Source organism: Dehalogenimonas sp. 4OHTPN (assembly GCF_040448695.1).
Lineage (GTDB): Bacteria > Chloroflexota > Dehalococcoidia > Dehalococcoidales > Dehalococcoidaceae > Dehalogenimonas.
This window is the reverse complement of record NZ_CP159307.1, coordinates 1,723,500-1,750,158: the sequence shown is the minus strand read 5'-3', so window position 1 is coordinate 1,750,158 and position 26,659 is coordinate 1,723,500. Positions and strand designations below refer to the sequence as shown.

Genomic DNA, 26,659 nt, shown 5'->3' with positions numbered 1-26,659 from the left:
CTATATCTCCCCGTTGAGAGACAAAACGCCCCCGTCTTCAAGCTTTTCCTAGGGTCGTTTTGTCACGGCGGAAGCCGTCAAAAAGATGTATCTATACTACCAGCCGGATACTGCCGCGGGCAACCGTTACAAGGGGCTGTGCACGTGCTTCAGCCCCCCGCTACTCTGCGCGATACTCTCTGTTGCTCTATTTTTTAGCCCACGCAATCGTAATGCCCGGCTGCGGTGAAAAAATAAATATTTGGTGCTACAATCGCCCCGAGAAAATGGTACTGATTCAATGAAACTGGTTTTCATGGGCACGCCTGAGTTTGCCGTTCCGATCCTTCGAGGGCTGATAGGGGCTGGCTACGCCGTTTCCGCTGTATATACCCGCCCCGACGCCCCGGCCGGCCGCGGCCGGTCACTAACCGCTTCTCGGGTGAAAGCCCTGGCGGACGGTCTCGGCCTCAAGATCATTCAACCGCGCTCATTGAAAAAACCGGAAGTCGCCGAAGAATTGCGGTCTCTGGCACCTGACGCCATCATCGTCGCCGCCTACGGCCTGATTCTGCCGCAATCAGTACTCCAAATTCCGATGTACGGCTGCATCAACGTGCATGCTTCATTACTGCCCCGGCACCGCGGCGCTGCCCCGGTGGCCGCTGCTATACTGGCCGGTGATGAATCCACCGGAGTCTCGATCATGCGCATGGACGCCGGTATTGACACCGGTCCTGTCTTTGCCACAGCTTCGACCCCGATTTGCGACAATGATACCACCGGCTCGCTGACCGAACGCCTGGCTTGTCTCGGTTCCAACCTTCTTCTTGAGGTTTTGCCGCGCATCACGGGCAGTGAAATTGCCCCGGCGCCGCAGCCCGCGGCGGGGGCAACCTATGCCCCGATGCTCAGCAAAGAGCAGGGTTGTATCGACTGGAACCGGCCGGCGATAGAGATCTGGCGGCAGGTGCGGGCGTTCCAACCGTGGCCGGGAGCCTTTACCACCTGGGAAGGCAGACTGTTGAAACTCATCGAGACCCGACCGCTCGATATACCGGCGGCAGCACCCGCCGGCGCGGTTACCGCTCTTGCCGGCCAACCGTCAATGCCGTTCGGGATCGTCACCGGAGACGGCGTGCTGGGCGTCAAGGGACTCCAGCAGGAGGGCAAGAAGGCCGCGACGGCCGATGAGTTCCTGCGGGGGGCCAGGGGGTTCGAAGGGGCGATTCTCGGGCAAGATCAGTGCCGTAAATCCCCTTGAATGACCGTTCAAATAGTGCTAGTATCCTCCCGGTGTAGAGGGGGCGCGAAATGATGTCTTCCGGTGCTACAAACAAGCAGGAAACCAAACACCTTGCAGCTCAAATGCAGCGTATTGAAGTGTCCGTGTTTACCGCAGATGCTTTATATCATGGAGAAATCACCTGTAAAACCAATCAACGGCTTCTCGACGCTTTAAACTCCTGCGTCAACCCGACAGCCAGTTTAAGCCGGGAGTATCTGGAAATCCGAAATGTGTCAGTATACGCACCGGGCGCCGCGATACCGCACCGGCAATTGGAGGCCGGTTACGCCAGGCGGGGCAGCATCCTGTGTGTCGTTGAACACGGCTGTATCGAAGGCTGCCGTATGGAACGCTCTCACCCGATGCGACAAAAAAAAGCGATGCGGGCTGAAGTCGAGTTGCCGCACCTGCTGGTACGCGGCTCATTTTTCGGCGAGACATGGCAGGACCTGCCAGCCGCTTTGCACCGGGATGAAGCCTTTTTACCCCTGACAGATGTTGAACTTAATGTCGATCTAGCTTCATACGGACGGAAATTCGGGTTCGCGGCGGTGAACCGCGAGCATGTCATTTTTATCGGGGCTGAAGCCAGAACCTGATATTTTCAGGGAGAACAATTTGAAGAACCCGGTTGTATATTGGGAATTGGCGTCGTCGGACGCTGTGAAGACCGTTGATTTTTTACGCAAAGTCTTCGATTGGGACCTTGAATATGATCCTGCCACCACTATCCATGAGATTCCCGCCGGGGGGTCATCATCGGCGTTCAGCGGCGGGGGAGTGTTCACTTTGCGGCGGGCCAAACTGCCTTTTCTCACCATCTACATCCGGGTGGAAGATATCGAAGAAAAAGCCAGGCTGGTTGAAAAATCCGGCGGCTTCATTGTCGAACCGCCATTTTCGGTAAATGACTCAACGAAGATTTGCCTGTTTAACGAACCCTCCGGGGTCACCCTGGCGATGCTGGAAAAAACAGCGGAGAAGTAAAAAGAGAGGAGCCGGAAGAGGCTCCTCTCTTTTTAAGATTTCCTTCGACAGCAGGATCAGGCAGTCACCACTTCAGGGTTGGCGCGGGCGACTGATTCAGGCAGTCCGGCCTTCTGTTCGGAGAACAGCGGCAGGTAGCGCGCCGCCAGCCGGAAGGCAAACATGGCGCCGAAGATGAGTCCCAGGGTGAAGATGAACTCCCACACCGTCGGGAAGTAGCTGCCGAAGCGCGCCGGCGCATGGGAGATGACCAGGGTGTTCACCCGGTTTAAAACCAGGCCCATGATGATCAGCGACGACGCCCAAAGCAAGCCGCTCCGGGACTCCCGCACCTTCTTCATGGCGATCAGGATGATCGGCAGTACCATGCCCAGGCCGACCTCCACCAGGAACAGCGCCCCGAACTCGTCGAAGGCGAACTCCGAGAAGCCGCCGGAGGCCGCCGTATCGTAGAAGCGCAGGCCCAGGTAGAAGACCAGGATCCAGGCGGCGATGGCCATGACCTTGGGCAATAGGTCCATCCGCAGCGTCAGTTTCCAGCTCTTGGCCATGATGACCGAGAAGAAGGTCAGCACCGACAAGCCCAGCGACATGGCCGAGATGACGAAGAGATAGCCCATCAGCGGCAGATGCCACAGCCCGTGCTGGTCAGGCGTGATCAGGAACAGGGCGCCCAGGCTCGACTGGTGCAGGAAGGACAGAAGGATGCCGAAGATGACCAGGGGGACGACCAGCGCGTGTTGCACCGATGCGGCCTTCACCCAGCCGAAGCGGGCGAAAAGGTTGGGCGAGAACTCCAGGTAAAGCACCGTCAGGTACATCATGACGCACCAAGCCACCTCGAACATGATCGAGCCGGGCTGCCACATCCACAGCGGGTGGATGATCAAGGGGCTGCGGCCCAGGTCGATGGCGATGCCTAAGGCGCCGATGGTGTAGCCCAGGGTGGCGATCAGGATGGCCGGCTTGACCAGCGGCCGGAAGGCTTCCACCTTGAAGATGTAGACGATGGCCGCCAGGACGAAGCCGCCGGCCGCCGAGGCGATGTAAACGCCGACGTCGAAGGCGACCCACAGGCCCCACGGCCAGTTGTCTGACAGGTTGGTCACCGCCCCCAGGCCCCAGATCAGCTTGGCGACAGCCACGCCGATGGCGCCCAGCAGGAACAGGAACTGGACGACGCCCCAGAAGCTAAAGAGGGGTACGTTTCGGTTGGTCAAATGGCACCTCCTTGCTGGTTTCAGGACATTCAGGCAACACGGAACTGGCCGATGACATCGCCGTTGGGACGCAACAGGTGGACGGCGCAGGCCAGGCACGGGTCGTAGGCGCGGACGATGCGGACGACTTCGAAGGGATTAGCCTCATCTTTCACTTTGGCGCCGATGAGGGATTGCTCAATCGGGCCGGGCTGGTCTTTATCGTCACGCGGCGAGCAGTCCCATGTGGACGGCACGACGCACTGATAGCGGTCGATCTTCTTGTCCTTGATGGAAATCCAGTGGCCCAGCGCGCCGCGCGGAGCTTCCCACAGCCCCATGCCTTCGGCTTCGTCCGGGATTTCGAAAGGCACGTTGAAGGGCTCGCCTGGCTTCAGTTCGTCCAGCCATTTGTCGGCGGCGTCAGCCACCAGCTTGCACTCCAGCGCCCGGGCGGCGTGGCGGCCGAGGGTGCTGAACAGGACAGATGGCGGGGCTTTGAAATGGGTCAGGGTATCATCCACCATTTTCTTGACCGCCGCGTCGCCGGAAAGGTAGGCGACCAGCATCCGCGGCATCGGGCCGACTTCGTGGACGCCGCCCTTGTAGCGAGGGGCCTTGAGCCAGGTATAGGCGCCGGTTTTATGCGGGTCGTCCTTGGTATCGCCGTCGCCGGGGTAGGCCGACGGGGTGGAAAAGCGGCTGTACTTGACGTCCTCGGTGATGGACTTGGGATCCATCGCCGAAAGCGACAGAGAGGCATTGGCCACCCCCTGAGGCTGGAAGCGCCTGCGTTTGGTCAGGTCGGCGTTGGAATCGAGGTCGAAGACGCCGTAGGACAGCACCTTGCCGCAGCCGAAACCCTGCTCGAAATGGTCGGCGTAAACCTCGGCGACGGCGATGACATCCGGCAGGTAAACGTTATCAATGAAGTCCCTGAGAACGGTCAGTTTCTGGCGGTACAACTGGATGTTGTCGGCGGTAGGTCCCTGGGTGACGCCGCCGACAACCAGCCCCGGGCCGTGGGGAATGCGGCCGAAATAGATGGCCGTCATTTCATGGGCCAGCCGCCGCATGTCCAGGGCTTTGACATAATCGGCAACAGCCTTCTGGTTGATGGCTTTGGGCAGGCGGTAGTCTCCCTCGTAGCGGGGGAAGAACGGACCGAGCATGGCTGTATTCCCTGCCGCCAGCGCCCGACCGATAAAATCACGAACCTTGATGAGGCCGGGATCCGAACCGGAATAATCGGCGGCGGCGGTAACGTCAACGTAGTCCAGCGCCGCCAGATGGTAGAAATGCAGGATGTGGGATTGGATGGTGTTGCCGGCCTGGATGAGATTGCGGATGATACGGCCGTTGGCAGGGATTTTATCGGCGATGCCGAAAGCGCTGTCCAGGTTCAGCACCGAGGTCACCCCGTGCGAGACCGGGCATACGCCGCAGATGCGCTGGGTATAATGCTGGGCATCGGTAGGATTGTGGCCTTTCATGAACATCTCGAAGCCGCGGAAGAGGGTGCCGGAGGAATGGGCGTCCTTGACCACGCCGTTTTCCACCACCACCTCGATTTTAAGATGGCCTTCAATCCTGGTGACGGGATCGATGACTATTGTTCCCATTTATCTATCCTTCGCTTTCTCGGTTAGTGCCCGGACTTTTCGCCCGATGATTTGGTGACGACGGCGGCGGTCACGCCGACCACCGCGGCGGCGGCGGCGATGCCGATGGCGGCCTTGTCGAGGGTTTTAGACAGGTCGATCGGCTCGTGGATCGGGCCGAGGTGGCCGGGGAACTTGAGCTCGGCACAGCCGATGCACGGGGCGCCGGCTTCGATACACCAGCGGGTTTTGTTGTTCCACAAGCGGATGTTGCAGTCGGCGTGGGTCACCGGGCCTTTGCAGCCGAGCAGGTAGAGGCAATCCGGTTCGCCGAAGTTTTTTGCGAACTGGTTGGCGGTGAAACTGCCGCGGCGGGGGCACTGATCATGGATCGTTTTACCGTAGAAAGCCAGCGGCCGCAAATCCTCATCGACTTCGACGGATTCCGGGCCGTTCATCAGTACCTGGGCCAGCGTGCCGACGAACCAGTCCGGGTGGGGCGGACAGCCTGGCACGTTGATTACTGGCGTGGTGATGCCTTCCTGCTTGTAGAACTCGGCCACACCAACCACCTCGCCGATGTTGGGCGGGGTCGAAGAGATACCGCCGGAGGAAGCGCAGGTGCCAATGGCGATGGTGGCGATGGCTTTCGGACCGAGCCGGGCGATGGTTTCGGTCATCGGGATGCCGTGGCCGTCTTTTTCGCCCACTTCGCAATAGAAACCGTCGTCTTTGAGCGGGATGCCGCCTTCGACGACCAGGGCGAAGGGTCCGGTCTCGGTGTCGTAAAGGGCTTTCATGGCGAGGTCGCCCTGGGCCGCCATGACGGTGTTGTGAACGCGCAGGGACACATGCTTACCGGAGACAACCTCGGTGAGCAGCAGGTTCTGGATGGTGACCGGAAAGGTATTGAGGACCGAAACACTGCAGCCGTTGCAGCCGGAACCCTGAAACCAGATGACCGGCACTTCTTGCAGCGACTGAGCAAGCAGGCGCTCAAATTCGGGGTATTTGAAAAGGGACATGCCGAGGGCGGCGGTGGAACCGGCGGCGAGTTCGACAAAATGACGTCGGGAAAGTCTTACTGTCACCTTTTAACCTCGCTTCTCAGTGTCATGATTTTGCTTTGCCAAAGCGGCTTCGCGGCGGCTGCGGAAGAGATAGGCGCCTCCCAGGAACAGGGCAAGAGAAGCGATCTCGACGGGAATCTTGCTCAGGAATTCGTGGGTGTATTCCGGGTACATTTCTGGCTCAACCTCACTCGGGAAGCCAAGCTGGCGCATATCCACCGCGCCGATATACAACTTGAGCGTCCCGCCGACCTCCTCTTCGCCGTAAACGTGGTTGAAGTATTTTTCAGGGCTTTCCGAGATGCGCTGGTGCGCCAGAGCGATCATATCAGCCCGTTCCCCGAAACGTATCGCCTGGGTGGGGCATACTTCAGCGCAGACCGGGATTTTTCCCTGCAGCAGGCGTTTCTCATGGCAGAAGATGCACTTCTGGATTTTGGGCCAGGCCACGTCCCATTCAAACTTGGGGATATCGAACGGGCAGGCGTTCTGGCAGTAGCGGCAGCCGATGCAGCGGCCTTCGTCCCAAACGACCGGGCCCTCTTTGGTCTTATGCAGCGCCGCTACCGGGCAGACCGAAGCGCAGGCGGGGCTGAAGCAGTGCAGGCAGCGCTTGGACACGCCTATGGTGCGCCGACCGGTGGGGGTCGCCACCTCATGAGCCTGTAGAACTACGTAATGATAAGCGTCAAGTTCCGGCGCGTCGTCGGTTCCTTCCAACCGTTTATTGGGGAGCCCGTAGAAACTGTGGCACTCGTTTTCGCATCTCAGACAGAGGATGCATTTGGTGGTGTCGATGAGCATTCCGGCAGGCATCAGCGGTCTCCTTCACATCTGTTAATCCGGCTACCCGATGTTGGGTCCAGGCGCGCGACAATCATCGCTATTGTATCAAAGATAAGGCTGGAAGAGAACAATTTATGTTCAGATGGGGAAAGTTGACCGCAGTATTCCCAAGTATTAGAACTTGATAACGTCATCGGTGATTATTCACTCGGTCCTGTTTTTTCCAGGATTGAAGGTCAAATTCATCGCCCCGAAGTATCAACTGCCGCGAGTGGCGGTCCGATCCGTCTAGCAAATCCGCCGGAAGAACGATTTCCGGTCCGCCAGCTTCAATCCGCCGGATTCCGAGTCAGGCCATTCACAGCGACTCGCGAGATGATAGCATCGGCTTTAAAAGCGCGTCAATCAACCATCATGAGCAAGTCTGGGAAAAGGGTTACCGCCGTTACCTTGGATGTTAAAATTGGTACGAATCAACTGATTAACCCTGCGTTACCCCCGGCGCCTGATTCATGGGCGGGCTGTTCCAGCGGCAGGTCAATGATGAATGACGCGCCGCCCCCCGGGGCATTTTCCGCCCTGATGGTGCCGCCGTGGGATTGAATCAAGCCGTGGCAGATGGACAGCCCCAGCCCGGTGCCCTTGCCCACCTCCTTGGTGGTAAAGAACGGGTCGAACAGGCGGTCAACGATCTCGGGCGGGATACCCAGTCCGTCATCGGTGAAGGTTATCCGGATAAAGTCTCCGGCGAGTTCAGTGGCGACGGTTAAATTGCCGCCATTGTGGGCTTTCCTCATGAAGTATTCAGCATTGATGACAATATTCAGGAAGCACTGCTGCAGACTGAAAAAATCGGCATGGACGGCGGGCAGGCCGGCGTCCAAACGCCGTGTCACGCTGATGTTGTTCACCCGCTGCTCATAAGCCCGGAGTTCCAGCACTTTTTCCACGACATTGTTGACGTTCAGCAACTGCCGCTCCGAATGGTGCTGCCTGGCGAAAGTCAGTAAATTGCGGATGATCTCGGCGCAGCGCATGGCTTCCCGGTAAATTACGTCAACGTCATCCGCCACATCGGCCGGCAGCTCCTTTTCTTTGAGCAGTTCGGCGAAGCCGATGATGCCGGTCAGCGGGTTGTTGATCTCATGGGCGATGCCGGAGGCCAGTTCGCCGACCGAAGCTAGGCGGTCGGTAACCACCAACTGGTTTTCCATTCTCCGGCGCTCGGTGATGTCGCGGGCGATGGCCAAAATGAGCGTCCGCTCGCCGCTGGTGATTTTCTTTGCCCTGGCCTCAACATGGAACACGGTGCCGTCTTTTCGAAGGTGAGTCGCTTCGAAACTGGCTTCGCCATCCCTCAGCACCTGTTCGATCTGATCTTTGTAAAGCCCTGCCATATCCGGGGTGCGGATGTCGGTGATGTTGAGTCTTAAGATTTCCTCCCTGTTATAGCCGCGTGATTTGCAGGCTTCCTCGTTGGCGTAGACGATCCGGCCGCCGGGCTCGACCAGGAAAATGGAGTCGGTGGCGGAGTCAAGAAGCTGAGCCTTGAGCGCGATTTCCTGCTGCGCCTTCGACCGCTCGGTGACGTCCCAGGCGGTTGAAATCATCAGTCCCTGTTCCGGCAGGGGAATGTTAGCGGCGCTGATGAAACGTTTTTCCCCGGTTTGGGTTGTAATCATGATGTTTTCCCAGCGCATCCGCGCCGGGTCGCCGCTTGAAATGTCCACCATCACCCTTTCCTGGATCTGGCGCCGGTATTCCGGGTCAGGATATACCTTCTGGAAAAACTCGGCGACGCCGCTGATTTCCCGCCTGGGCCAACCATATACCTTTTCAAACATGGGGTTGATGTAAACTGTCGAGCCGTCGCTCATCCGGTTGACCGCCAGGCCGATAGGCAGGCTGTCGATAATAGTCTCGATGAATTGGTTACGGCGCCCAAGCTCCTCGCGTTTGCGGATCTTTTCTATGCCCAGCGCCAGGTCGCCGGCCAGCTCCAGCATCAGATCCTTCTCCTCCGCGGAAAGGGTGGGGGCTTTAATAAAACAGGCGTTCATGATTCCAACAGGCTGGCTTTCGATCGACAGGGGCAGAGAAAGAGCGGCGGAAAACCGCCCCAGGTGGCAGCGGTGGCTGACCAGCCGGTCGTGCGCCAGGTCAGTGATATCGAGCACCCTTTCGATGCAGCCGCAGCCTTCGACCGTAGAACCGGCGTTGGCAACCAGATCCATCTCGCCCCCGGGGTTAACCAGGCTAATCCAGGCGGCGCCGTAGTCCGAGCCGGGGAACACCATCCGTTCGCAGGCTTTCTGCAGCAAGCTTTTTTCGTCGTTTTCACCGACGATTAGCTGGTTGATATCACGGATGATGCCCAGCACCTGGTTGAGATGGGATATCCTCTCCCCATGCCGCTTCCGTGCCGTGATATCGTGGAAAATGGTCAGGGTACTGGCAAAGACGCCGTCAACGAAGTAACCGACGGTGTTGCCCTCGGCGATCACGTCCTCTCCCTGTTTAGTCCGGAGCTTGATCTCGAATCCCCTGGGGTGAACGCCGCTTTTTACCAGAGCCATTATGGAATGGCACGCCGCCAGGGAATCCGGATGGACGACGTCGGCAATATTGAGGCCGGCGACTTCATCGAGGGAATAACCCAGAACGGCGAGCCAGGCATTATTGACAAAGAGCAGCTTGCCGGACCCGTCGATGCTTTGCACCAGGTCATGGGTATTTTCTATCAGGTTGGCGTATTGTTCCCGGGTGCGGTTCAGGGCGGCTTCAGCTTCCCGGCGCTTGCGCCGCACTCCCGCCTCACGCAGCTCCCGCTCCACCGCTACCTGAAGCCGGGTGAGGTTGTTCTTCATGACATAGTCCTGGGCGCCGGCGACCATGGCATCGGCGGCGAGTTCCTCGCCGATAGTGCCCGAGACGATGATCAGGGGCAGTTCCGGCGCCAGCCGGTCGCGCAGTTTGATGGCCTCGGGAGCGGAGAAATGGGGCAGCCGGTAGTCGGCAATGATGAGATCATATTGTTCCTGTTTCAGCGCCTGGTACATGGCCTCCGCGGTCTCCACCCGCCGCCACTCCAGCTCCATGCCGCGGCGCTCAAGCGCCCGGGTCACTAAAACGGCGTCATCCGGGTTGTCCTCAACAATCAACAGGCGGATCAATTTATCCATCTTGGCTTCGGCCTCCTCTCGGCGGCGGTTCGTTCAGCAGCAGCCAGTACAGGCCGAGCTGCCTGACCGCTTCGGTGAACTGGATGAAATCAACCGGTTTGCGGATGAAGCTGTTGGCGCCGAGGGAATAGGAACGGATGACATCCTGTTCTTCTCTGGAAGACGTCAGGATGACTACCGGAATGAGTTTGGTGAATTCATTGGTGCGGATTTGCTTCAACACCTCGAGACCGTCAATTTTCGGCAGCTTCAGGTCAAGGAGGATCAGGGCGGGCAGGTCCCGGGTATCACGGCCGGCGAAGGCGCCGCCGCCCAGCAGAAAATCAAGCGCCTGCTGCCCGTCGGTGACCACAGTCATCTTGTTCAGGATGTTTTGTTTTTTAAGCGCCCGTTCCGTCAGTAGGACATCATCCGGGTTATCCTCAACCAGCAGCAGCATCGAGCGGTTCTCCATTCGCCTGTCCTCCTTCATTAATATCCAGGGTAAAATAAACGGCGGCGCCCTTGCCCGGCTCCGCCTGAGCCCAAATCCGGCCGCGATGGCGGCTGACGACGCGGCGGGCGATGGCCAGCCCGACGCCGGTGCCGGGGAACTCGCTAACGGCGTGCAGCCGCTGGAAAGGGCTAAAGAGTTTGTCGGCGTATTTCATATCGAACCCGGCGCCGTTATCCATAACGGAATATACCACTCCCTCGTCAGTAAACGCCCGCCCAAACTCGATGCGGGCATCCGGCGTCTTCCTGGTGAATTTCCAGGCGTTCTCCAGGAGGTTATGCAGCAGCACCCGCAGCAGGTGTCGGTCGCCTGAGACGTTGATGCCCGGAGCGATGGAGACAGCCACCTCGCGGTCAGGCTCGGCGGCGGCGAGTTCGTTCGTTATCTCAAAACCGAGGGAGGTCAAGTCCACTGTTTCCAGTTTGAACTCCGTTCTGGTGACGCGGGACAGGCTGAGCATGTCGTCAATCAGATGCCCCATGCGCTGGGTGGCGGCGCGCACGCGGTTCAAATAGTCCCTGCCGGTGTCATCCAGAGAGCTGTTGTAATCATCGAGGAGCGCTTGGCTGAAGCCGTCTATGCTGCGCAAAGGCGCCCGGAGATCGTGGGACACGGAGTAGCTGAAGGCCTCCAGCTCCGCGTTGGCGGCGGCGAGTGAACGGTTCGCTGTTTCAAGCTCCAGCCGGGAGCGTTTTTTATCGGTGTAGTCGATCACCGTTGACCGGCTGCTCAGATATTCTCCCCGGTCATTTCTGACGGCGGTGGCCGAAAGAAGTACCGGCAGAATCGAGCCGTCCCGACGGACCAGGTCGAATTCAAGGTCTTTGACCGCCCCGGACTCTTTGAAACGCGGGAAGTTCTGCTTGAATACCTCGACGCTTTCCGGGGCCAGCAGGTCGGGGAAACGCTTGACGCCCACCACTTCTTCACGGCGGTAGCCCAGCCAGCGCAGTTCGGTATCATTGATCCGGGTGAAACGGCCTTCGGCATCGAGCGAATGGTAGCCGCAGGGGGCGGCGTTGTAAAGGTCTTCCAGTTCATTCTGGGTTTGATGAAGGCGGTCGACCATAGCCTTGATATTTTGGGCAACCAGCGCCACCTCATTTTCACCCTCGGTCGAGACCGCAGCAGAAAAATCGCCGGCGCCGATTCTGACGGCATAAGCCGCCAGGCCGGACAGGGAGCGCGTAGTCCGGCGCACCGACCACACGCCGGAAATCAACACTGCGGCGAAAAGCCCGCCTGCGATAAGGATCACCAGGTTGCGCAAATCCCGGACCGGTGCGAAGGCCACCGCCTGGTCTATTTTGGCGACCAAAGCCATCTGATATTCCGGTATCCAGCGATAGGCGCCGATGACCGGTTCGCCGCGGTAATCAACAAAGAGGTCGACGCCCTCCTCGCCGTTTACCGCGCGGGTAATGCCTTCGCCGGTGATGACGGTCTCAAAGATAGATCCGGGCCGGTTGGTTAACTGTGTGAGGAGCAGGCGGTCGCTATTGGTGGCGAATGTTTCAGCGGTCTCGGCCAGCCCGGCGCGCTCGGTCATGATGGCGCTCAATTCGGTAAGGTCAACGTACATCGCCAGGACGGCCGAAGCGACCCCGTCAGAGTCCTGCATCGGAGATGAGATTACTATTGCCGGTTGTCCCAGCAAAGAGCTCTGAAAAACATCAGAGACAAAAAGCCGCAGCTTTCCACCGGTAAAATAGGGCTGCGAGGCCCGGTTTAAGCCTTCCCAGCCAGGATCCGTGGCGACTATGATTTTCCCTGATAGATCCATCAAGGCGATATGGCTGATGTCACCGAGGTTCACGGCGCGCTGGAACTCATCACGGAGGAACGAACTGATCTCCAGACGCTGTTCCGGCGTAATTTCACTGCCGGTCAGCACCAGCGCGCCGCTGCGGATTTCCGGATCTCCCGAGATCCAGAAAGAGGTATGGCTGAGGTGGGTTATCCACTCGTGTATGTGCTGCTCTTTGAGGGCGGCTACGCTTTCCATCTGGGCTTTCACGTTCCGCTCAATGGCACCGCGGCCGATGGTGATGGCGGCGAATGACAGCAGCGAAAGAGCGACAGCAATAGCCACGAAATTGAAGACGAAATACGGCGCCAGTACGCTGCGCCTAGCGCCCCAGCCTGTGCCGGGGGAAGCCATTTTAGGCTGCCTCCGGAGGGGTCAGGTCGCTATAGAATACGAGAAGAGTTCGATACCTCACCAGCAAAGGCCTGCGGATCACGGCAGATTCCCCTAAACAAAGCGCAGGATTTCTTAATGTTAAAAACTAACACCACTGTTATACAAAGTCAATAGGTTTAGTACGATAATTTACAAAATCAGCTCAATCCGGCACGACGACTACTTTTAGAGAGTCTTTTGCCTCGGCTACCAGTTTGAAGCCCTCGGTTATCCGGGACAGCGGCAGGACATGGCTGATCATGTCCCGGGCGGCGAAACGCCCGCCGGCGATGAGATCCAACGCCTCCTTGATTTCAGCCGTGGCGGCGCCGTAGGAGAACAGAACGGAGATTTCCTCCCGCCAGAAACGGACTGAAGGCAGCTCCAGCGGCCGCGGCGGCACGGCGAAGAAGAGGATTGCCCCGCGCTTGTCGACGGAATCAAAAGCATCGGTGGCGGCTTTTTCGGCGCCGGCGCAAACGATGACCGTGTCTGCCAGGCGGCCGCCGTTAAGTTCTTTCAACCGGTCCGTCGAAAAGGCGGCGGCGTCCAGAACATGCGCGGCGCCCATCCGGGAGGCCTTCTCTAACCGGGCAGGGTTGATGTCCGAGGCGATGACTTTCGCTCCGGAGAGTACGGACAGGCGGATGTGGCACAGGCCGGAGATGCCGGCGCCGATGACCAGGATAGTTTGTCCTTCAGCAACGTTTAAGCGCTTTTGCCCGGCGACGGCGCAGGCCAGGGGCTCGATCATCGCCGCTTCCTCGAAGCTGATGTTGTTGGGCAAGGTGAAGGTACCGTGGCGCACGTTTAACTCCGGTATGCAGATGAATTCAGCGAAACCGCCCGGGTCGTAATTGCCGGCGTGCAGCGTCTGGCAGGCGGACTCCCGGCCGGTTTCACAGTAACGGCAGTTGAAGCAGGGCACGTGGTGGGAGACGAATACCCGGTCGCCGACGCGAAAACCGGTCACGCCATCGCCGATCTGGACGATCTCTCCTGCCATCTCATGGCCGAGCACCCGGGGCGCCCTGGGTTTGCGGTACCATTCCATGACGTCGGTGCCGCAGATACCGCAGGCTTTCATGGCGATGAGTAATTCGCCTGGACCGATTTCGGGCACCGGCCGGTCTTCAATGCGGATGTCCGCGTTGGAATAATAAACGGCGACTTTCACGAGGTCCTCCACCGGGAGCCGGTTTTACCCGTCCCGGTAAATGGCGAAAGCTTGCTCGGCAGTCGCCTGGTCATGCACTATGGCCTTCACGGCGCGGAGCATACCGGCCGGGTTATCCGACTGAAAGATATTGCGGCCCATGTCTACGCCTTTAGCCCCGGCTTTAAGAGCCTCGACGGTCATCTGCAAGGCCGCCATTTCAGGCATTTTCTTGCCGCCTGCGATGACGACGGGCACCGGGCAGCCGGAGACCACTTTCTCGAAATTATCGCAGTAGTAGGTTTTTACAATACGCACCCCGGCTTCGGCGGCCATGCGGCAGGCCAGGCCGAGGTAGCGGGCGTCGCGGGCCATATCCTTGCCCACGGCGGTCACCGCCATCACCGGCAGGCCGTAACGCTCGGCCTCGCTGACCAAACGCCCCAGAGAGGCGACGGTTCTTTCTTCGTCCGGGGCGCCGACGAAGATGGACATGCCCACGGCGGCGGCGTTGAGCCGGAGGGCTTCTTCGATCGACACCACCACGTCTTCCCGTGATAGCTCGCCCAGGATGGATGGTCCGCCGGAAACGCGGAGGCAGATGGAGGCGTTCAACCCCGGGTCAATGCAGCTGCGGAGCATGCCGCGGGTGATGAACAGGCAGTCGGCTTCAGCGGCGAGCGGCGGGATGCAGGCGCCGAACTCGGCCAAGCCGGTGGTCGGCCCCTGAAAGTAGCCGTGGTCCACTGCCAGCATGACGGTCCTGTCATCATTACGGAATATCTTTGACAGCCGGTTTGCCATGCCAAAATCCATCGCAGCACCTCACGTATGTTACGGCGTAAGTATAGGCAAACGCCGGGGCAACGGCAAGAAGCCCTCGCCTAGCCTAACGGCTAAATAAAAACCCGCCCTGCGGCTATCTGAAATCCGATCCAACAGCAGATTACCCCGGCACTTGACCGGCGTATTATTCAATCAAATAAACAAAGGAGAAAAGATATGTGGTTAGTGTTATTAGCCGCCGCTATCAGCACCGCCGCCTGGCTGGCTGATCTTCACGCGTCGCGCATTCCAATCAGGGAAGAGCGCCGGGTGGATGTCTATCCCGACAGCGCCAGCGGCGGCGGCATTAGCCGCCTGCTGGACCGATAGGGACAACGTAGAATGAATAACAGTCTGAGAGTGCTGGTAGCCGACGGCGACCCTCAGGTATGTTCGGCGCTCAAGCTGTTTTTAGAGCAGCAGCCGGACACCTTGGTTTCCGTCGCCGGCCGCGCCGATGAAGCCGTCAACCTTGCCGCCGGTAGCACCCAGGACATCATCCTGCTTGACTGGCAATTAGCCTGCAAATCCAGCGGCGGCGGTTTCATACATGAGCTCAGGAGATTATGTCCCGGCGCCGCGGTCATCGCTATGAGCGCCCGCCCGGAAGCCCGACAGGCTGCCCTGAACGGCGGCGCCGACCGATTTTTCAGCAAGAACGACAACCCCTGCATCCTCCTCAATTCTCTCGGTAGACTGGCCGGCCGGAAGCCCGCAGACTGCCCCAGCCGGTAATCCGATCGATGGCGCGCCGCCGATCAGATTCTAACCCCCCCCATTGAAACGTCTCGTGAAACTCCAGAATTGTCATTGATGCCTGAGTAATATATGAAAATATTTAAAATAACTATTGACAAAATCAAATAATACGGTATAATAGTTTCAGAAAGTCAAGGTGGAGGTTCAAATTGATTAAAGAATGGAATGAATTGACCCGGTTAACCGGTGGAGCGGCCCTGGTGGTCGAGCGGGTCAGGCTGACCGAAAGCGGCATCGCTATCGAGGGGGAATTCGCTCCGCCAGTTTTAGCTACGCTGTCCGCCGAGGATCAGGTTTTCATCATGGCTTTCATCGGCGCCCACGGCTCCATTAAAGACATGGAGCGGCTTTTCGGTATCAGCTATCCCACCGTAAAAAACCGGTTGGATAAGCTGGCAAGCCGGCTTAAGATGGTTGAATTCGAAGCAATGCCCCGCCCGGCTGCAGACTCAAGCAAAGACGTCCTGGAGATGCTGGAGCGGGGTGAAATTTCTGCTGACGAGGCGGTTAGGAGACTGGAGTGAAAGGTGTTATCGGCTGCGTAGGGTTTATCCTGTCGATTATTTTGCTGGTTTTTGTGTTAACCCACATTTCCGAGATCTGGAACTGGCTGGAAAGCCTGTTTGCCTAGGAGAAAAGAATGAATTGGCCGCCGCTGCTGCTGCATCTGAAAGTACCTTCCGGAGACGGTTTCATCGGGCTGTGGCTGCCCTGGTTCCTGATTTACCCGGTGTTGCTGCTCCTAATGCTGATCGCCCTGCCGGTGGTGATAATCATGGCGATAATACTGGTACCGGCAGGCAGGGCAAAGCCGCTGATGATGGCCGGGCCTTATGTGTGGCGGCTGCTTTTTGCCATGCGTGGCTTGAAGCTGGATATCCAGACCGGCAACCGCAAGATGATGTTTGATTTTATTTAGTCTAAAGAACAAGGAGAAAGAACAATGGATAGCCGCAAGAAGATACTGGAGATGCTGGACACGAAGAAGATCACTGTTGATGAGGCTATGCGCCTCCTCGGAGCTGTGGACCGGGGTGAGAAAGCATCCGGTGATAAACCGATCGAAGTTCTGACTGACCGTATCAGCCGCAAGATCAAGTACCTTAGAGTGCTGGTTGACAGCCCCGGCAGCCGCGGTGCCGGGGCTCCGGAGCGGGTCAACGTGCGCGTACCGGTGGCGCTCATCCGGGCTGGCATGAAATTCACTTCACTGATTCCCCACGAAGCCGGGGATAAGATCGAAGCGGAATTGCACAGCCGCGGCGTCAACCTTAACCTCAAGAATATTAAAGATGAAGATATAGACCAGTTGATCGAAGCCCTGGCCGAACTTGAAGTGGATATCGACGGCGGGGACGGCAAGGTTAAAGTCTTCGTTGAATAAACCCCGTTAGCGCCGACCTGCCCGTTCAGGCAGTCTGAAAACCCCCACACAATCCAGTTTAAATCCGTCCTACCGGCGGTTAAAGGCGGAGCTTTGCCCGGATATGATTATGGCAGACAAAAAAGGGAGGAACACCATGAATCTGAACAACGGCATTTCATCACTGGCAAGAGCCTCCGCCCGGCGTCCCTGGGTCACCATCGGGCTGTGGCTGGCATCCCTGGCGGTATCCATCGGCCTCATCGTGACTCTTCTGGGCAGCGTCCTGGTCACCGAGGTCGAGGTGATGGATAATCCCGAGTCCCGGCAGGCTGATACCCTGATCACCGACCGGCTGGCTCAACCGATTGATCCTGAAGCTGAGTCCACTGACGATGAGATGATCATCGTTCGCTCGGCAACCTATACCGTCGACAGCGCCGCCTACCGTGCGGGGGTCGAAAAGCTCTTCGCCGATCTCACCGCCCTGGGCGACGGCGTCATCAAGGGCGGCGTCAATTACTACATGACTCAGGATGAATCACTGGTCTCGGCTGACCGCCACAGCATGATGATCCCGCTGTTGATGCCGGAGAATGGTTCGGACTACGTCGACCAAGTTTACGCCGTTGGCGACGCGTTTGCCGCCGCCAACGTGGACTTCGAGATCTTTTATACAGGCACCGCTTCCTTCGACGCCGACACCACCAAACTGGCGGAAGAGACGATGAGCAAAGGCGAGACTATCGGCATCCTGGTAGCCCTGGTTGTTCTGGCCGTGGTCTTCGGCGCCCTGGTAGCCGCCACCCTGCCTATAGCCCTCGGTATTGTAGCCATCGTCGCCGCGCTGGGCTTGACCTCGCTGGTCGGCCAGGCGATGGATCTCAGCTTTTTCGTCACCAATATGGTGACCATGATGGGTCTGGCGGTCGGCATCGACTACTCTTTATTCATTGTCTCCCGCTACCGTGAGGAACGCCGGAAGGGTCTTGACAAGGTTGAAGCTATCGCCGTAACCAGCAGGACCGCCAACAAAGCTATCTTCTTCTCCGGCATTACCGTCGTTCTCGCCCTGGTCGGCCTGCTTGTCTTCCCGCTGTCCATCTTCAAGAGCATGGGCATCGGCTCGATCCTGGTAGTCGTCACCGCTATCGTCGCTTCAATGACTCTCCTGCCGGCGATTATCAGCCTCCTGGGCGACCGCATCAACAAGGTGCACGTGCCCTTCAGCGCCCGCGCCGACAGGAAAGAATCGGAAGCGGTCACCGGTTTTTGGGCTGGAATGGTCAAAGTAGTCACCCATAAACCGATCATCAGCATGGTCATCGTCGCCGGCATCCTGGTGGCAGCCATGGCTCCGTACTTCGATAAGAACACCGGTATGTCGGGCATTTCCGGCCTTCCGGATGACCTGCGCGCCAAAGCCGGCTTTATGGTACTTGTCGAGGAATTCCATATCGGCATGGACGCCCCGGCTATCATCGCCGTGGACGGCGACATCGATGCCGCGGCGACTCAAGCCGCTATCGCCCGCCTCCTGGAGGATATTGAATCCAACAGCGCCTTCTCCGGCGCCAGCGTCGTCCCCTATGCCGACAAAGACCTGGCGATCATTTACGCCGCCCTGGCTGGCGATCCCCAGAGCCTGGACTCGATGAACGCGGTTGCCGCATTAAGGACTGACTACATACCTGCGGCCTTCGCCGGCGCCCCCGCCCGCGCCATGGTCACCGGGGCCACCGCCGGTACTCTGGATTTCAATGCTACTACGGATCAATACACGCCTATAATCTTCGCCTTTGTCCTGGCGTTGTCCTTCGTCATCCTGACGGTTGCTTTCCGCTCGGTGGTGATCCCGGCCACCGCTATCCTGATGAACCTGCTGTCGGTCGGCGCCGCTTATGGTCTGCTGGTGCTGGTCTTCCAGCAGGGCGTGGGCGCCAGCCTCTTCGGATTCATCCAGGTTGAGGTAATAGAAAGCTGGCTGCCGCTCATGCTTTTTGCCTTGCTGTTCGGCCTGTCTATGGACTATCAGGTGTTCCTGCTGTCCCGCATCCGCGAGCGCTACCTCAAGACCGGCAATACAGCCGACGCAGTAGCCTTCGGCCTGTCCTCCACCGGCAAGCTCATCACCGGCGCCGCTCTGATCATGGTAGCTGTCTTCGGCGGCTTCGCTCTGGGAGATATGGTGATGTTCCAGCAAATGGGCTTCGGCCTCGCCGTCGCGGTACTGGTTGACGCCACTCTGGTGCGCTGCGTCCTGGTGCCGGCTACCATGACTCTCCTCGGCAAGGCCAACTGGTACCTGCCTAAATGGCTCAACTGGCTGCCTAACATCTCACTCGGCGAAACTGACGAGACCCCGGCGGCTTCTGCTTACCATGCTCCTCACCGCCTGCCGGTTCTGCCCGGATTCGGCCCGGTGCCTTCACCGGCACTGGTTCGCATCGATGACCAGGTGATAGACAACCGTTAGAAATAGCGTTCCTCCCTTCCCAATACGAAAGGGGCGGCTAGATAGCCGCCCCTTTCGTATTTTCCTCTAATGGGCTTAATGAATTACCATATCCTCCCCGAGCGTTTCGCCTTTGAGGTCAGGCTGGTAGTAAGCATATACCTGTGACACCGCGCCTTTGGCTTTCACCGGGTAGGTCGCCTTGACCTGGAATTTGATGGTGATGGTCTCGCCGGCTTTGATCTCGTCCAGGTAGAAGATAACCTTGCGCCCGGAGATGTCGTAGCGCTTTATGATGGGTATACTCTTTATTGCGGCATCGATAGACTCGACGACGGGGGTGAAGCCCGTAGGCACCGAGATGTCCAGCACCACCATGCCGGAGGCGATGAACTCCGGTGGGTTGAAACTGACGGTGGCGGTGACTTGAACCAGATCATTAACTGCGACATTTGTCGAGTCGTAATCGACGTCGACCGTGAGGATAGGTTCGGTTTCTTCCGGCCGGGGGATATTGAACCGGGTGACGGCCTGGGCCATGACCTCGCCCTTGCCGCTGGCAGTGATCTGAACCTCCGCGCCGAGCGGCAGCTCGATGACCTGAAGCACGTCGAAGTTTTCCGGGGTGACGCGCAGGGTGCGGTCGATGCCTGGACCGTTGACACGGACCGTGAGGTCAACATCGGCGCGGATGTTACCGGCGTATGCGGTCAGGGCTTGCAGGGCGACGACGGTGTCCTGGGTGGAGCCGTAACCGCCCAGGCTGTTACGCTGTGAAGTCAACCACTTGCCGGCGCGGCCGGCGTTGAGCACGTCGCCTTGGCTGGTCAGAGCCAGCATGGCATAGGCCGTAGTCTCAACGACGGCGGTGCGGTTCTCCCGCGGCGGCATGAACGGGACACCGACGCCGGGTTTACCAACGCCGCCAGCGGGCTGCTGCGGTAGCGGTTCGGCGAAACCGATGCTGCCCCAGTGCAGTCCGTTCTCGTCCTCGATAGCCATGGCCATGAGTTTGTCATGGGCGGCGTTCTTTTGCGGGCTGCCCCCGAGCGCCAAGGTGTAGGCAGTCAGCGCCAGAGTGTACGGATCATCCATGCCGCTTAGTCTGCTTTCGAGGTATTTGATGGCTCGGGCCGAGGCGGTCTTCTCACCTGCCTCCAGTAAGGCGCTGGCGACATAGGCGGTAAGGGCGTCCTTGCCGGACAGCCCGCCCAGCATCTCCTGGTGGTGGACGAAACCCACCGCCTCAAAACTGCCGTCGGCATTCTGGGTCTTGATGATCCAAGCCGCGGCGTCATCAAGCACCTTCTGGTCGATGAAGATGATGTCCCTGGCCTGGGCAAAGCTCTTCAACACGAAGGAGGTGAGCCATAAGCTGCCTTCCTTGTCCTGGTTGCCGAAAGCGGAGAAACTGCCGTCGGCGCGGCGGTAGGTCAGTTCACGCTGGTAGCCGGTGATCATCAGCTTTTCAGCCTTGGCCATAACCTCCGCCTTGAGCTGGCCGGAATCGCGGAGATACTTGGTGATGAAAACGTCAGGGGCGAAGACGATCATGTTCTGCTCGCCGCAGCCGAAGGGCATCTGGATGAGCTGTTCCAGCCCGGAAATTGTTTGAGTCAGGTAGCTGCCGGTGACGCTGAGAAACACCTTGCCGGAGCCCTCGACAGCTCCTTCAGGGATTTGCGTGCTGATCGTTCTGGTTGCCCCATCTTTGAGGATGAGGTTCTCGACAAACTCGCGCGGCACGCCCTCGGGTTCTATTAGGAGCGGCTGCGCCACAGCGTCAGCTGCCGCGGTCGAACGGGAGGTGACCTTTAGGTCGTTGAACCCCAGGCCTTTTGGCCGAATGGTAAAGGAGGCCGAACCGACATCGCCCGGACCGACGCTGACGATCTTTTGGGAATTGTCGAGGAGGTCGAACCAGCCGGCGGGCGTTAGCTCGACGACGATGTCCTGCGGCATGTCGAGGTAGTTGTAGACAGCCACTTTTACCGGGAATTCCTCGCCGCGGACGGCAGAGTAGGGCAGGTCCAGTTTGATAAAGAACGGCTGGAAAGCCTTAAGTTCCGCCTCGGCTATGCCCAGTCCCCTTTCTTCGGACACTGCCACCGCCCGCAGCATCCAGGTGGTGATGGAGTCGGGCACCGTCAGCTTGATTTTGGATTTGCCGTCGGCGTCGGTCACCACCTGCTGCCACACCCAGGTCTCGGGGAAATACTGGCGGATGCGCTCCACTTGAGCCAGAGCGGAGGTATCAATAGCCTGGTTGCCCTGAGACGGCAGGGGGGCGAGTCCCGGCGGTACGGCGCCTGCCTTTTCCGCCCCGCCGAAGACAACCCCGCCGCGTTCGGCCAGCAAGTCGTTCCAGGGCGAACTATATTCTTTACCTTCGGGTACTTTGTTGTCGGAAAGGATGATGACGCCGGCCTCTTTGATAATATCGGCGGCGCCTTTAGTCAAGATGGAAGGGTAAATAGTAACGTTATGCAGTTCTGCTTGCGGAGTCATATATAGCCGTTCCAGTTCGGCGAACACCTGGTCCAGGTTCATTCGGTTCTCAGCCAGGATGAAGACCGACTTATCCACGACGACAACGCCGACTCGTGATTGGCCTTGGGACTGGATATTGATCTCGACACTGTCGCCCGGTTTAGCTTCATCGGAGCTGAATTGAACCGCCAGTTGGTTAGGGTAAGCTGCCTCGATCCCAAACGGCAGGTAGTCAGCGGCGATCTCGGAGTTGGGCAGCACCTGGTAAACCAGCAGGCGGCAGGAGCCGGCCATCTGCGGCGTTACCTGGAAAGCGATGTCCCGGCTGCGGCTGAAATCTGAAAAGACGACCCGGCCGCCGCTGATGACCTCGTAATAAAAATTCGATGCTTCTTTGGTGGCATGGACCCGGAATTTGGCGGTGTCGCCGACCTTAAGGGAGGCGGCGGAGGTCATCTCCAAATGGATGAAGTTACCAGACGGGGAATAGCCCGCCAGCAGCGTCTGGCTGGCATTTGAACCGCCGCTTCGCGCTTCGATGATCATGGCTATCGCTTTGTTCGGCGGGGACAGCATTATCGTAGTCAGGCCATTGCCGGTATCTACGGCCTTTACGGACTCCTGGCTGATCTGCTGGTAGTCAGCGCCGAGGTAGCTGGCGGTGACATTGACCATGGCCGGCAGCGGTTTGCCGCCGGGGTCTTCGGACAGGAGCAGGATTTTGAAGGGCAAGCCCGGCTGGAAGACGTTGCCCTCGGGTACGATCCGGAGGACAAGAGGCGTTTCAGCGATGGTCAGGAGCCTGGTAGTCTTTTCCTCATAGCCGGTGGACTGCTCGCGGAGGACGAATTCGATATCGACGTTGCCCAGACCGCCCGAAGCCGGCACCCCGGCGACATAACCCACTGCCGGGAGTTCGAAAGTCGTCTCGCCGTCGATACTGAGAACCACCCTGGCATACTCCTGCCAAGTGCCGACGTAGCGCTTGGCGATAATCTCAAGTTCTCCCTGAACTGGTTTGCCGAAGGAGTATATTCCTTCAACCTTCCCGGCGATGCGGTCAGAGGCCAGGAACCAATCCTTGGGCAAGGTCACCTTGACCTCGTATTTGGGGAGGACATATCTTTCGACTTTGATGTCGAGCTGAGCTCTGGAATCTTCAGCGGCGGCGGTCAGTTTCCAGGTGCCGAGATTAGGCTCTTCGGACAGCGGCAGATCCAATTCGGCCATGCCGTATTTATCGGTAGAGACTTCTTTCTTAAAGACCTTGATACCTTTGGCGTCCTGAGCCTCGACGGTAACCTCCTGGCTCACCGGCCGCAGCTCGGAGTTCAGGCTGATCAGGCTTATCCGGATGGTCTGGCCGGGCTTGTAGATGGGTTTATCAGTCTCCAGGAAGAGCAGGAAGGAGCTTTCAAGCTTGATAGAAGCCTTCTCGGTAAAGCCTGGCCCCTTGACCTGGAGCTGATAGTCGCCGGAAGGGAGTTGGGGCACCTGGAGTTGGATGAGGCCTTTGCCGCCGATTCGGCTTTTTGAACTGGCGACGACTTCATCTTCTTTAAGGAGTTCGACCTTGACATCTCCGGAGGTAAAGGAGTCTCCCTTCAGCAGAGCTACCGAAAGTTCCGCTGTTTGGCCGGAATATAGGACCCGTGGCACGATGGCAACGTGACTTTCGGTGGAAAAGACCGGGTTGCAAGCCGGCGCCGAGGTGGCCAGTATTGCTAATGCCAGGAAGAATCCAGACAGGGCGAACCGTTTTGATTTCATATTCCACCGCCTATGCCGAAAATTTACTGCTCATACAGTAATAACGGCGAAACGGCCGGTCGGATAGCCTTCCTGTAGGGCGGAAGAAATCAGGCGCTGGTCATGCCGCGTCTGGTGGCATAGGCTACGGCGGCGGCGCGGTTGCGCAGGTGCAGCTTATCAAGAAGCCTGGAAAGGTATGTTCGCACTGTGCTTTCGCCCAGAAATAGTTTTTCTGCTATTTCGGCGTTAGTCAGCCCTTCCCCGACCAGTTTTAACACCTCAAGCTCTCGGGGGGACAGGTCCATCTCTTCCTTGGAATTCTGGCGCTGACGGAATTCGGATACCAAACTGCCGGCCATTTGAGGCGAAAGGATGACCTCTCCAGCCGCAATCCTCTTGATGGCGTTGACCACTTCAGCAATACCCGCGCCTTTAAGCACATAGCCCTGGGCTCCGTATTTCAGCGCTGTGAACAGGTCTTTTTCTTCGTTGGACACCGTCAGCATGAGCACTTTCGCCTCAGGAGCTTTCTCCCGTATCAGCGGCAGCGCCTCAAGCCCGGTACATCGCGGCATTAGAATATCCAGGAGGATTACGTCCGGTTGAAGCGCCGAGGCCTTGGCGATGGCCTCTTTGCCGTCTGTCGCCTCACCAACGATTTTAATCGCTGATTCACCGGCCAATATGCTGGATAGGCCGCTCCTGACGATGGCGTGGTCGTCGACAACTAATACTCTGGTGGTTTCTGACATCCCGTTATCTCCTGCCGATCGGCACATCTATTTTGACTGTGGTACCCTGCCCAGGGGCGCTGATGATTGTCATGCTGCCGCCGGTAGCTTCTGCCCGTTCTTTCATCACGCTTAGACCGTGACCCTGCGGACCTGCGGCGCGAGATTGCGAATCAAAATCGAAACCCTGGCCGTCGTCGGCGATGGTGATTAACAGATGGCCGTTGTTCTGGGTCATCGCCAGCGAGATGGCACTGGCCGCGGCATGCTTCCTGATATTGGTGACCGCTTCCTGGCATATCCGCAGCAGCTGGAGTTCAGTATAGGGCGGCAGTGACGGTTCTTCACCCGGCAGGTCAATGTGGTAGTCGATGCCGGAGTCCTGTTTCAAATGATGAAGGTAATTCTTTAGATGGGATACCAGCTGGCCGCAGCCGGTGTAGCGCCTCAACAGTTCCAGTGATTCCAGCGCTTCCACTCTGGCTTCATCCACCAGACTGAGCAGCTTGCCCACTTCGGGCATTTCGATACTCCGCCGCTTGAGTTCCCGCTCGATGACCTGCCCCTGCCACTTGAGCGCTGAAAGCGTTTGAACTGTCCCATCGTGGATTTCTCGCGACAGCCTCCCACGTTCTTCAGCGATGAACTCTCCGCGCAGTCTCTGGTGGAGGTTGATGTTGACTAAATATGGCAGCGACGCCGATAAAGCAACCGCTACGATGTAAATCAGGTAGTAACCCAGCTCCAGCGGCCCTGGGCTGAAATCATAGAACGGATTGGCCAGCTGGACTAGTAGAACATTCAAAGTCGAAGCGATGCCGACCATCGCCGTCATGTGTGAGTCGTAGAAGAAAGACGACGAGAGCACCGGAGACAGGGTATACAGCAGGAAAGGGCTGTTGATGCCGCCGGTCAACCATACCAGCACGGCACACACGATTAGGTCCAGTGCAAGGATGACCTGTCCCAGTATGTTGCTCCGGGGCGACACCGGAATCAGGAATTTGAGGAGGGTATAACCAGTCGCCGTCGGGATAAGGATTCCGGCGGCAACGGGCATGCTGTCTCCGTTAACTGCCAGCTGGCTCACGGCTACGGCCAGCGCCAGCGCCCGGTAGACGCCCAGATATAACCTTAGGCGCCCGCCGAACCGCCTGGCCTGAAGTACCGGGGAGGAAACCTCCATAGCTCTCCGCTAACACCGCAGGATAGATTGGTCACGAAAGACCATTCGTCGAGTTCGCGTGTATCATAGGTCGGCACTGTGGCGGTGTCAATGTACTTATTTCTGGGATGGCATTAATAACGGCAATCCGGCAAACGGTAGCTGGAGCGCCTTGATCAGATCGCCGGCGTTCCGCGGGGCGTAGGCTTTCCAATGGTTGTTGAAAAAGACGAATGTCTTCTCAGCCGCAGCCGCGGAGGTTTTGACCCTGCCGGCCAGCTCTTCTATCTCTTGCTGTGAATAGAGGTAGCGATAGCGGGTCTCATTGTTGCCCGTCCACCAGTCCGCGGCGTTGCGGCCGTGGAAGCGGAAGTAAGCCAGCCGCTCGGATGTCGCCGGCAGCTCCCGGGCGATGGAAAAACTGAACCTGGGCTCGTCTGTCTGCACCCAGGCGGCGTCGTACGCCGAAAGTAATTCGGCTGTCGCCGGGTCATCGCTCCAGCTCCTGTGCCGCAGCTCGACTGCGATGGGTAAGTCGCCGAATGTCTTCAGCACCGCTTCGAGGGTCTGTCGCCCGCCGCCGGTGTTCTCGAAGCTGGGCGGGAACTGGGCGAGTATCGCCCCCAGTTTACCGGCCGCAGCCAGGGGCTCGATGCCTTTAAGGAAGAGGTCTACGTCATCACGGGAGATGGCCGCCGCCTCGCCGGTGGCCGTTTCGAACATTTTAGGGTGAGTGAATTTTTGCCACAGCTTGGCGGTGAACACAAAGCCATCCGGCGTCTTGCTGGCCCAGGCGGAGGCCCAGGCGGGATTTACCGGGGAGTAGAACGAGGAGTTGATCTCGACGCAACTAAAGAATTGGCTGAAATAGCCGAGCTCATTTTTGGTCCCGGGCGGATAGAAGTGACCATTCCAGCTACCCTCGCCGCGCGGGTAGCTCCAGCCGGAGGTGCCGACGAGAATCCGCTGCTTTTCAGAATATTCGTGATGGTTTTCCATGCTGGCAACTGCTCGCATCATTATGCGCTGCGGCGCGCCCAATAACAATCATCGGGATCCCCTTGACAACGTACAAGTGTTCTATTACAATGATAGAACACTTGAACTAGTATGCTGCGAGGCGGTGTATGATTTTTCTTTTATCTCTTCTTCCTGCCAGCGGTCGGCGTCAAGCTAGAAGTGGTTCTTTCAGG

22 protein-coding genes are annotated in these 26,659 nt (G+C 58.4%); 9 read left to right on the top strand and 13 right to left on the bottom strand.

Annotated elements, in window-relative coordinates:
- The first annotated feature begins 280 nt into the window (after positions 1–280).
- The 3 genes from fmt to ABV300_RS09110 are packed head-to-tail and all read left to right on the top strand — an operon-like array spanning position 281 to position 2,254.
- Positions 281–1,243, top strand: a complete 963-nt coding sequence (gene fmt, locus ABV300_RS09120; protein WP_353714534.1) for a methionyl-tRNA formyltransferase — start codon at positions 281–283, stop codon at positions 1,241–1,243.
- Between the two features lie 50 nt (positions 1,244–1,293).
- Entirely contained in the window at positions 1,294–1,866 is a 573-nt protein-coding gene (locus ABV300_RS09115) for a hypothetical protein (RefSeq protein ID WP_353714533.1), read from the top strand.
- Positions 1,867–1,885: 19 nt separating this feature from the next.
- Positions 1,886–2,254 (top strand): VOC family protein, encoded by a 369-nt coding sequence (locus ABV300_RS09110; RefSeq protein WP_353714532.1) that lies wholly within the window; start codon positions 1,886–1,888, stop codon positions 2,252–2,254.
- A 56-nt stretch (positions 2,255–2,310) separates the two neighbouring features.
- On the opposite strand, the gene nrfD is transcribed toward ABV300_RS09110, so the two are convergent.
- The 9 genes from nrfD to lsrF form a co-directional block, all read right to left on the bottom strand.
- Positions 2,311–3,474 carry an NrfD/PsrC family molybdoenzyme membrane anchor subunit gene (gene nrfD, locus ABV300_RS09105; protein ID WP_353714531.1) on the bottom strand — a complete coding sequence of 388 codons (1,164 nt, stop codon included), beginning with the start codon at positions 3,472–3,474 and terminating at the stop codon, positions 2,311–2,313.
- Positions 3,475–3,503: 29 nt separating this feature from the next.
- Positions 3,504–5,075 (bottom strand): nickel-dependent hydrogenase large subunit, encoded by a 1,572-nt coding sequence (locus ABV300_RS09100; RefSeq protein WP_353714530.1) that lies wholly within the window; start codon positions 5,073–5,075, stop codon positions 3,504–3,506.
- A gap of 23 nt (positions 5,076–5,098) precedes the next feature.
- Complete coding sequence (locus ABV300_RS09095) at positions 5,099–6,145, bottom strand: hydrogenase small subunit (RefSeq protein WP_353714529.1); 1,047 nt, start codon at positions 6,143–6,145, stop codon at positions 5,099–5,101.
- Positions 6,146–6,148: 3 nt separating this feature from the next.
- Positions 6,149–6,940, bottom strand: coding sequence for a 4Fe-4S dicluster domain-containing protein (locus ABV300_RS09090; RefSeq protein WP_353714528.1), 792 nt, complete (start codon positions 6,938–6,940; stop codon positions 6,149–6,151).
- A gap of 443 nt (positions 6,941–7,383) precedes the next feature.
- Complete coding sequence (locus ABV300_RS09085; protein ID WP_353714527.1) at positions 7,384–10,092, bottom strand: PAS domain S-box protein; 2,709 nt, start codon at positions 10,090–10,092, stop codon at positions 7,384–7,386.
- Entirely contained in the window at positions 10,085–10,546 is a 462-nt protein-coding gene (locus ABV300_RS09080) for a response regulator (protein ID WP_353714526.1), read from the bottom strand. The genes ABV300_RS09085 and ABV300_RS09080 overlap by 8 nt, the downstream gene beginning before the upstream one ends.
- Positions 10,515–12,749 carry an ATP-binding protein gene (locus ABV300_RS09075; protein ID WP_353714525.1) on the bottom strand — a complete coding sequence of 745 codons (2,235 nt, stop codon included), beginning with the start codon at positions 12,747–12,749 and terminating at the stop codon, positions 10,515–10,517. Before ABV300_RS09075 ends, ABV300_RS09080 begins: the two co-directional genes overlap by 32 nt.
- Before the next feature lie 184 nt (positions 12,750–12,933).
- Positions 12,934–13,947, bottom strand: coding sequence for an alcohol dehydrogenase catalytic domain-containing protein (locus ABV300_RS09070; RefSeq protein WP_353714524.1), 1,014 nt, complete (start codon positions 13,945–13,947; stop codon positions 12,934–12,936).
- A gap of 24 nt (positions 13,948–13,971) precedes the next feature.
- The gene (gene lsrF, locus ABV300_RS09065) at positions 13,972–14,742 is read right to left on the bottom strand and encodes a 3-hydroxy-5-phosphonooxypentane-2,4-dione thiolase (RefSeq protein WP_353714523.1); all 771 of its coding nucleotides are present in this window, start codon (positions 14,740–14,742) and stop codon (positions 13,972–13,974) included.
- Positions 14,743–14,928: 186 nt separating this feature from the next.
- Between lsrF and ABV300_RS09060 the strand changes: the two genes are divergently transcribed.
- The 6 genes from ABV300_RS09060 to ABV300_RS09035 all read left to right on the top strand — a co-directional run bounded on the left by ABV300_RS09060 (position 14,929) and on the right by ABV300_RS09035 (position 19,349).
- Entirely contained in the window at positions 14,929–15,081 is a 153-nt protein-coding gene (locus ABV300_RS09060) for a hypothetical protein (RefSeq protein ID WP_353714522.1), read from the top strand.
- Positions 15,082–15,093: 12 nt separating this feature from the next.
- On the top strand, positions 15,094–15,486 hold the full coding sequence (locus ABV300_RS09055; protein WP_353714521.1) for a response regulator: 393 nt from the start codon (positions 15,094–15,096) through the stop codon (positions 15,484–15,486).
- 173 nt (positions 15,487–15,659) lie between these two features.
- Positions 15,660–16,034, top strand: a complete 375-nt coding sequence (locus ABV300_RS09050; RefSeq protein WP_353714520.1) for a DUF2089 domain-containing protein — start codon at positions 15,660–15,662, stop codon at positions 16,032–16,034.
- A 116-nt stretch (positions 16,035–16,150) separates the two neighbouring features.
- Positions 16,151–16,429, top strand: coding sequence for a hypothetical protein (locus ABV300_RS09045; RefSeq protein ID WP_353714519.1), 279 nt, complete (start codon positions 16,151–16,153; stop codon positions 16,427–16,429).
- A gap of 24 nt (positions 16,430–16,453) precedes the next feature.
- Positions 16,454–16,894 (top strand): hypothetical protein, encoded by a 441-nt coding sequence (locus ABV300_RS09040; RefSeq protein ID WP_353714518.1) that lies wholly within the window; start codon positions 16,454–16,456, stop codon positions 16,892–16,894.
- 109 nt (positions 16,895–17,003) lie between these two features.
- Complete coding sequence (locus ABV300_RS09035; protein ID WP_353714517.1) at positions 17,004–19,349, top strand: MMPL family transporter; 2,346 nt, start codon at positions 17,004–17,006, stop codon at positions 19,347–19,349.
- A gap of 75 nt (positions 19,350–19,424) precedes the next feature.
- Here the strand turns inward: ABV300_RS09035 and ABV300_RS09030 are convergent, their stop codons facing one another.
- The 4 genes from ABV300_RS09030 to ABV300_RS09015 form a co-directional block, all read right to left on the bottom strand.
- Complete coding sequence (locus ABV300_RS09030; RefSeq protein ID WP_353714516.1) at positions 19,425–23,588, bottom strand: alpha-2-macroglobulin family protein; 4,164 nt, start codon at positions 23,586–23,588, stop codon at positions 19,425–19,427.
- Positions 23,589–23,677: 89 nt separating this feature from the next.
- Positions 23,678–24,322 carry a response regulator transcription factor gene (locus tag ABV300_RS09025; RefSeq protein WP_353714515.1) on the bottom strand — a complete coding sequence of 215 codons (645 nt, stop codon included), beginning with the start codon at positions 24,320–24,322 and terminating at the stop codon, positions 23,678–23,680.
- Between the two features lie 4 nt (positions 24,323–24,326).
- Positions 24,327–25,487 (bottom strand): sensor histidine kinase, encoded by a 1,161-nt coding sequence (locus ABV300_RS09020; RefSeq protein ID WP_353714514.1) that lies wholly within the window; start codon positions 25,485–25,487, stop codon positions 24,327–24,329.
- A gap of 96 nt (positions 25,488–25,583) precedes the next feature.
- Positions 25,584–26,486: a DUF72 domain-containing protein gene (locus ABV300_RS09015; RefSeq protein WP_353714513.1), complete on the bottom strand. Its 903-nt coding sequence runs from the start codon at positions 26,484–26,486 to the stop codon at positions 25,584–25,586.
- Positions 26,487–26,659 lie beyond the last annotated feature (173 nt).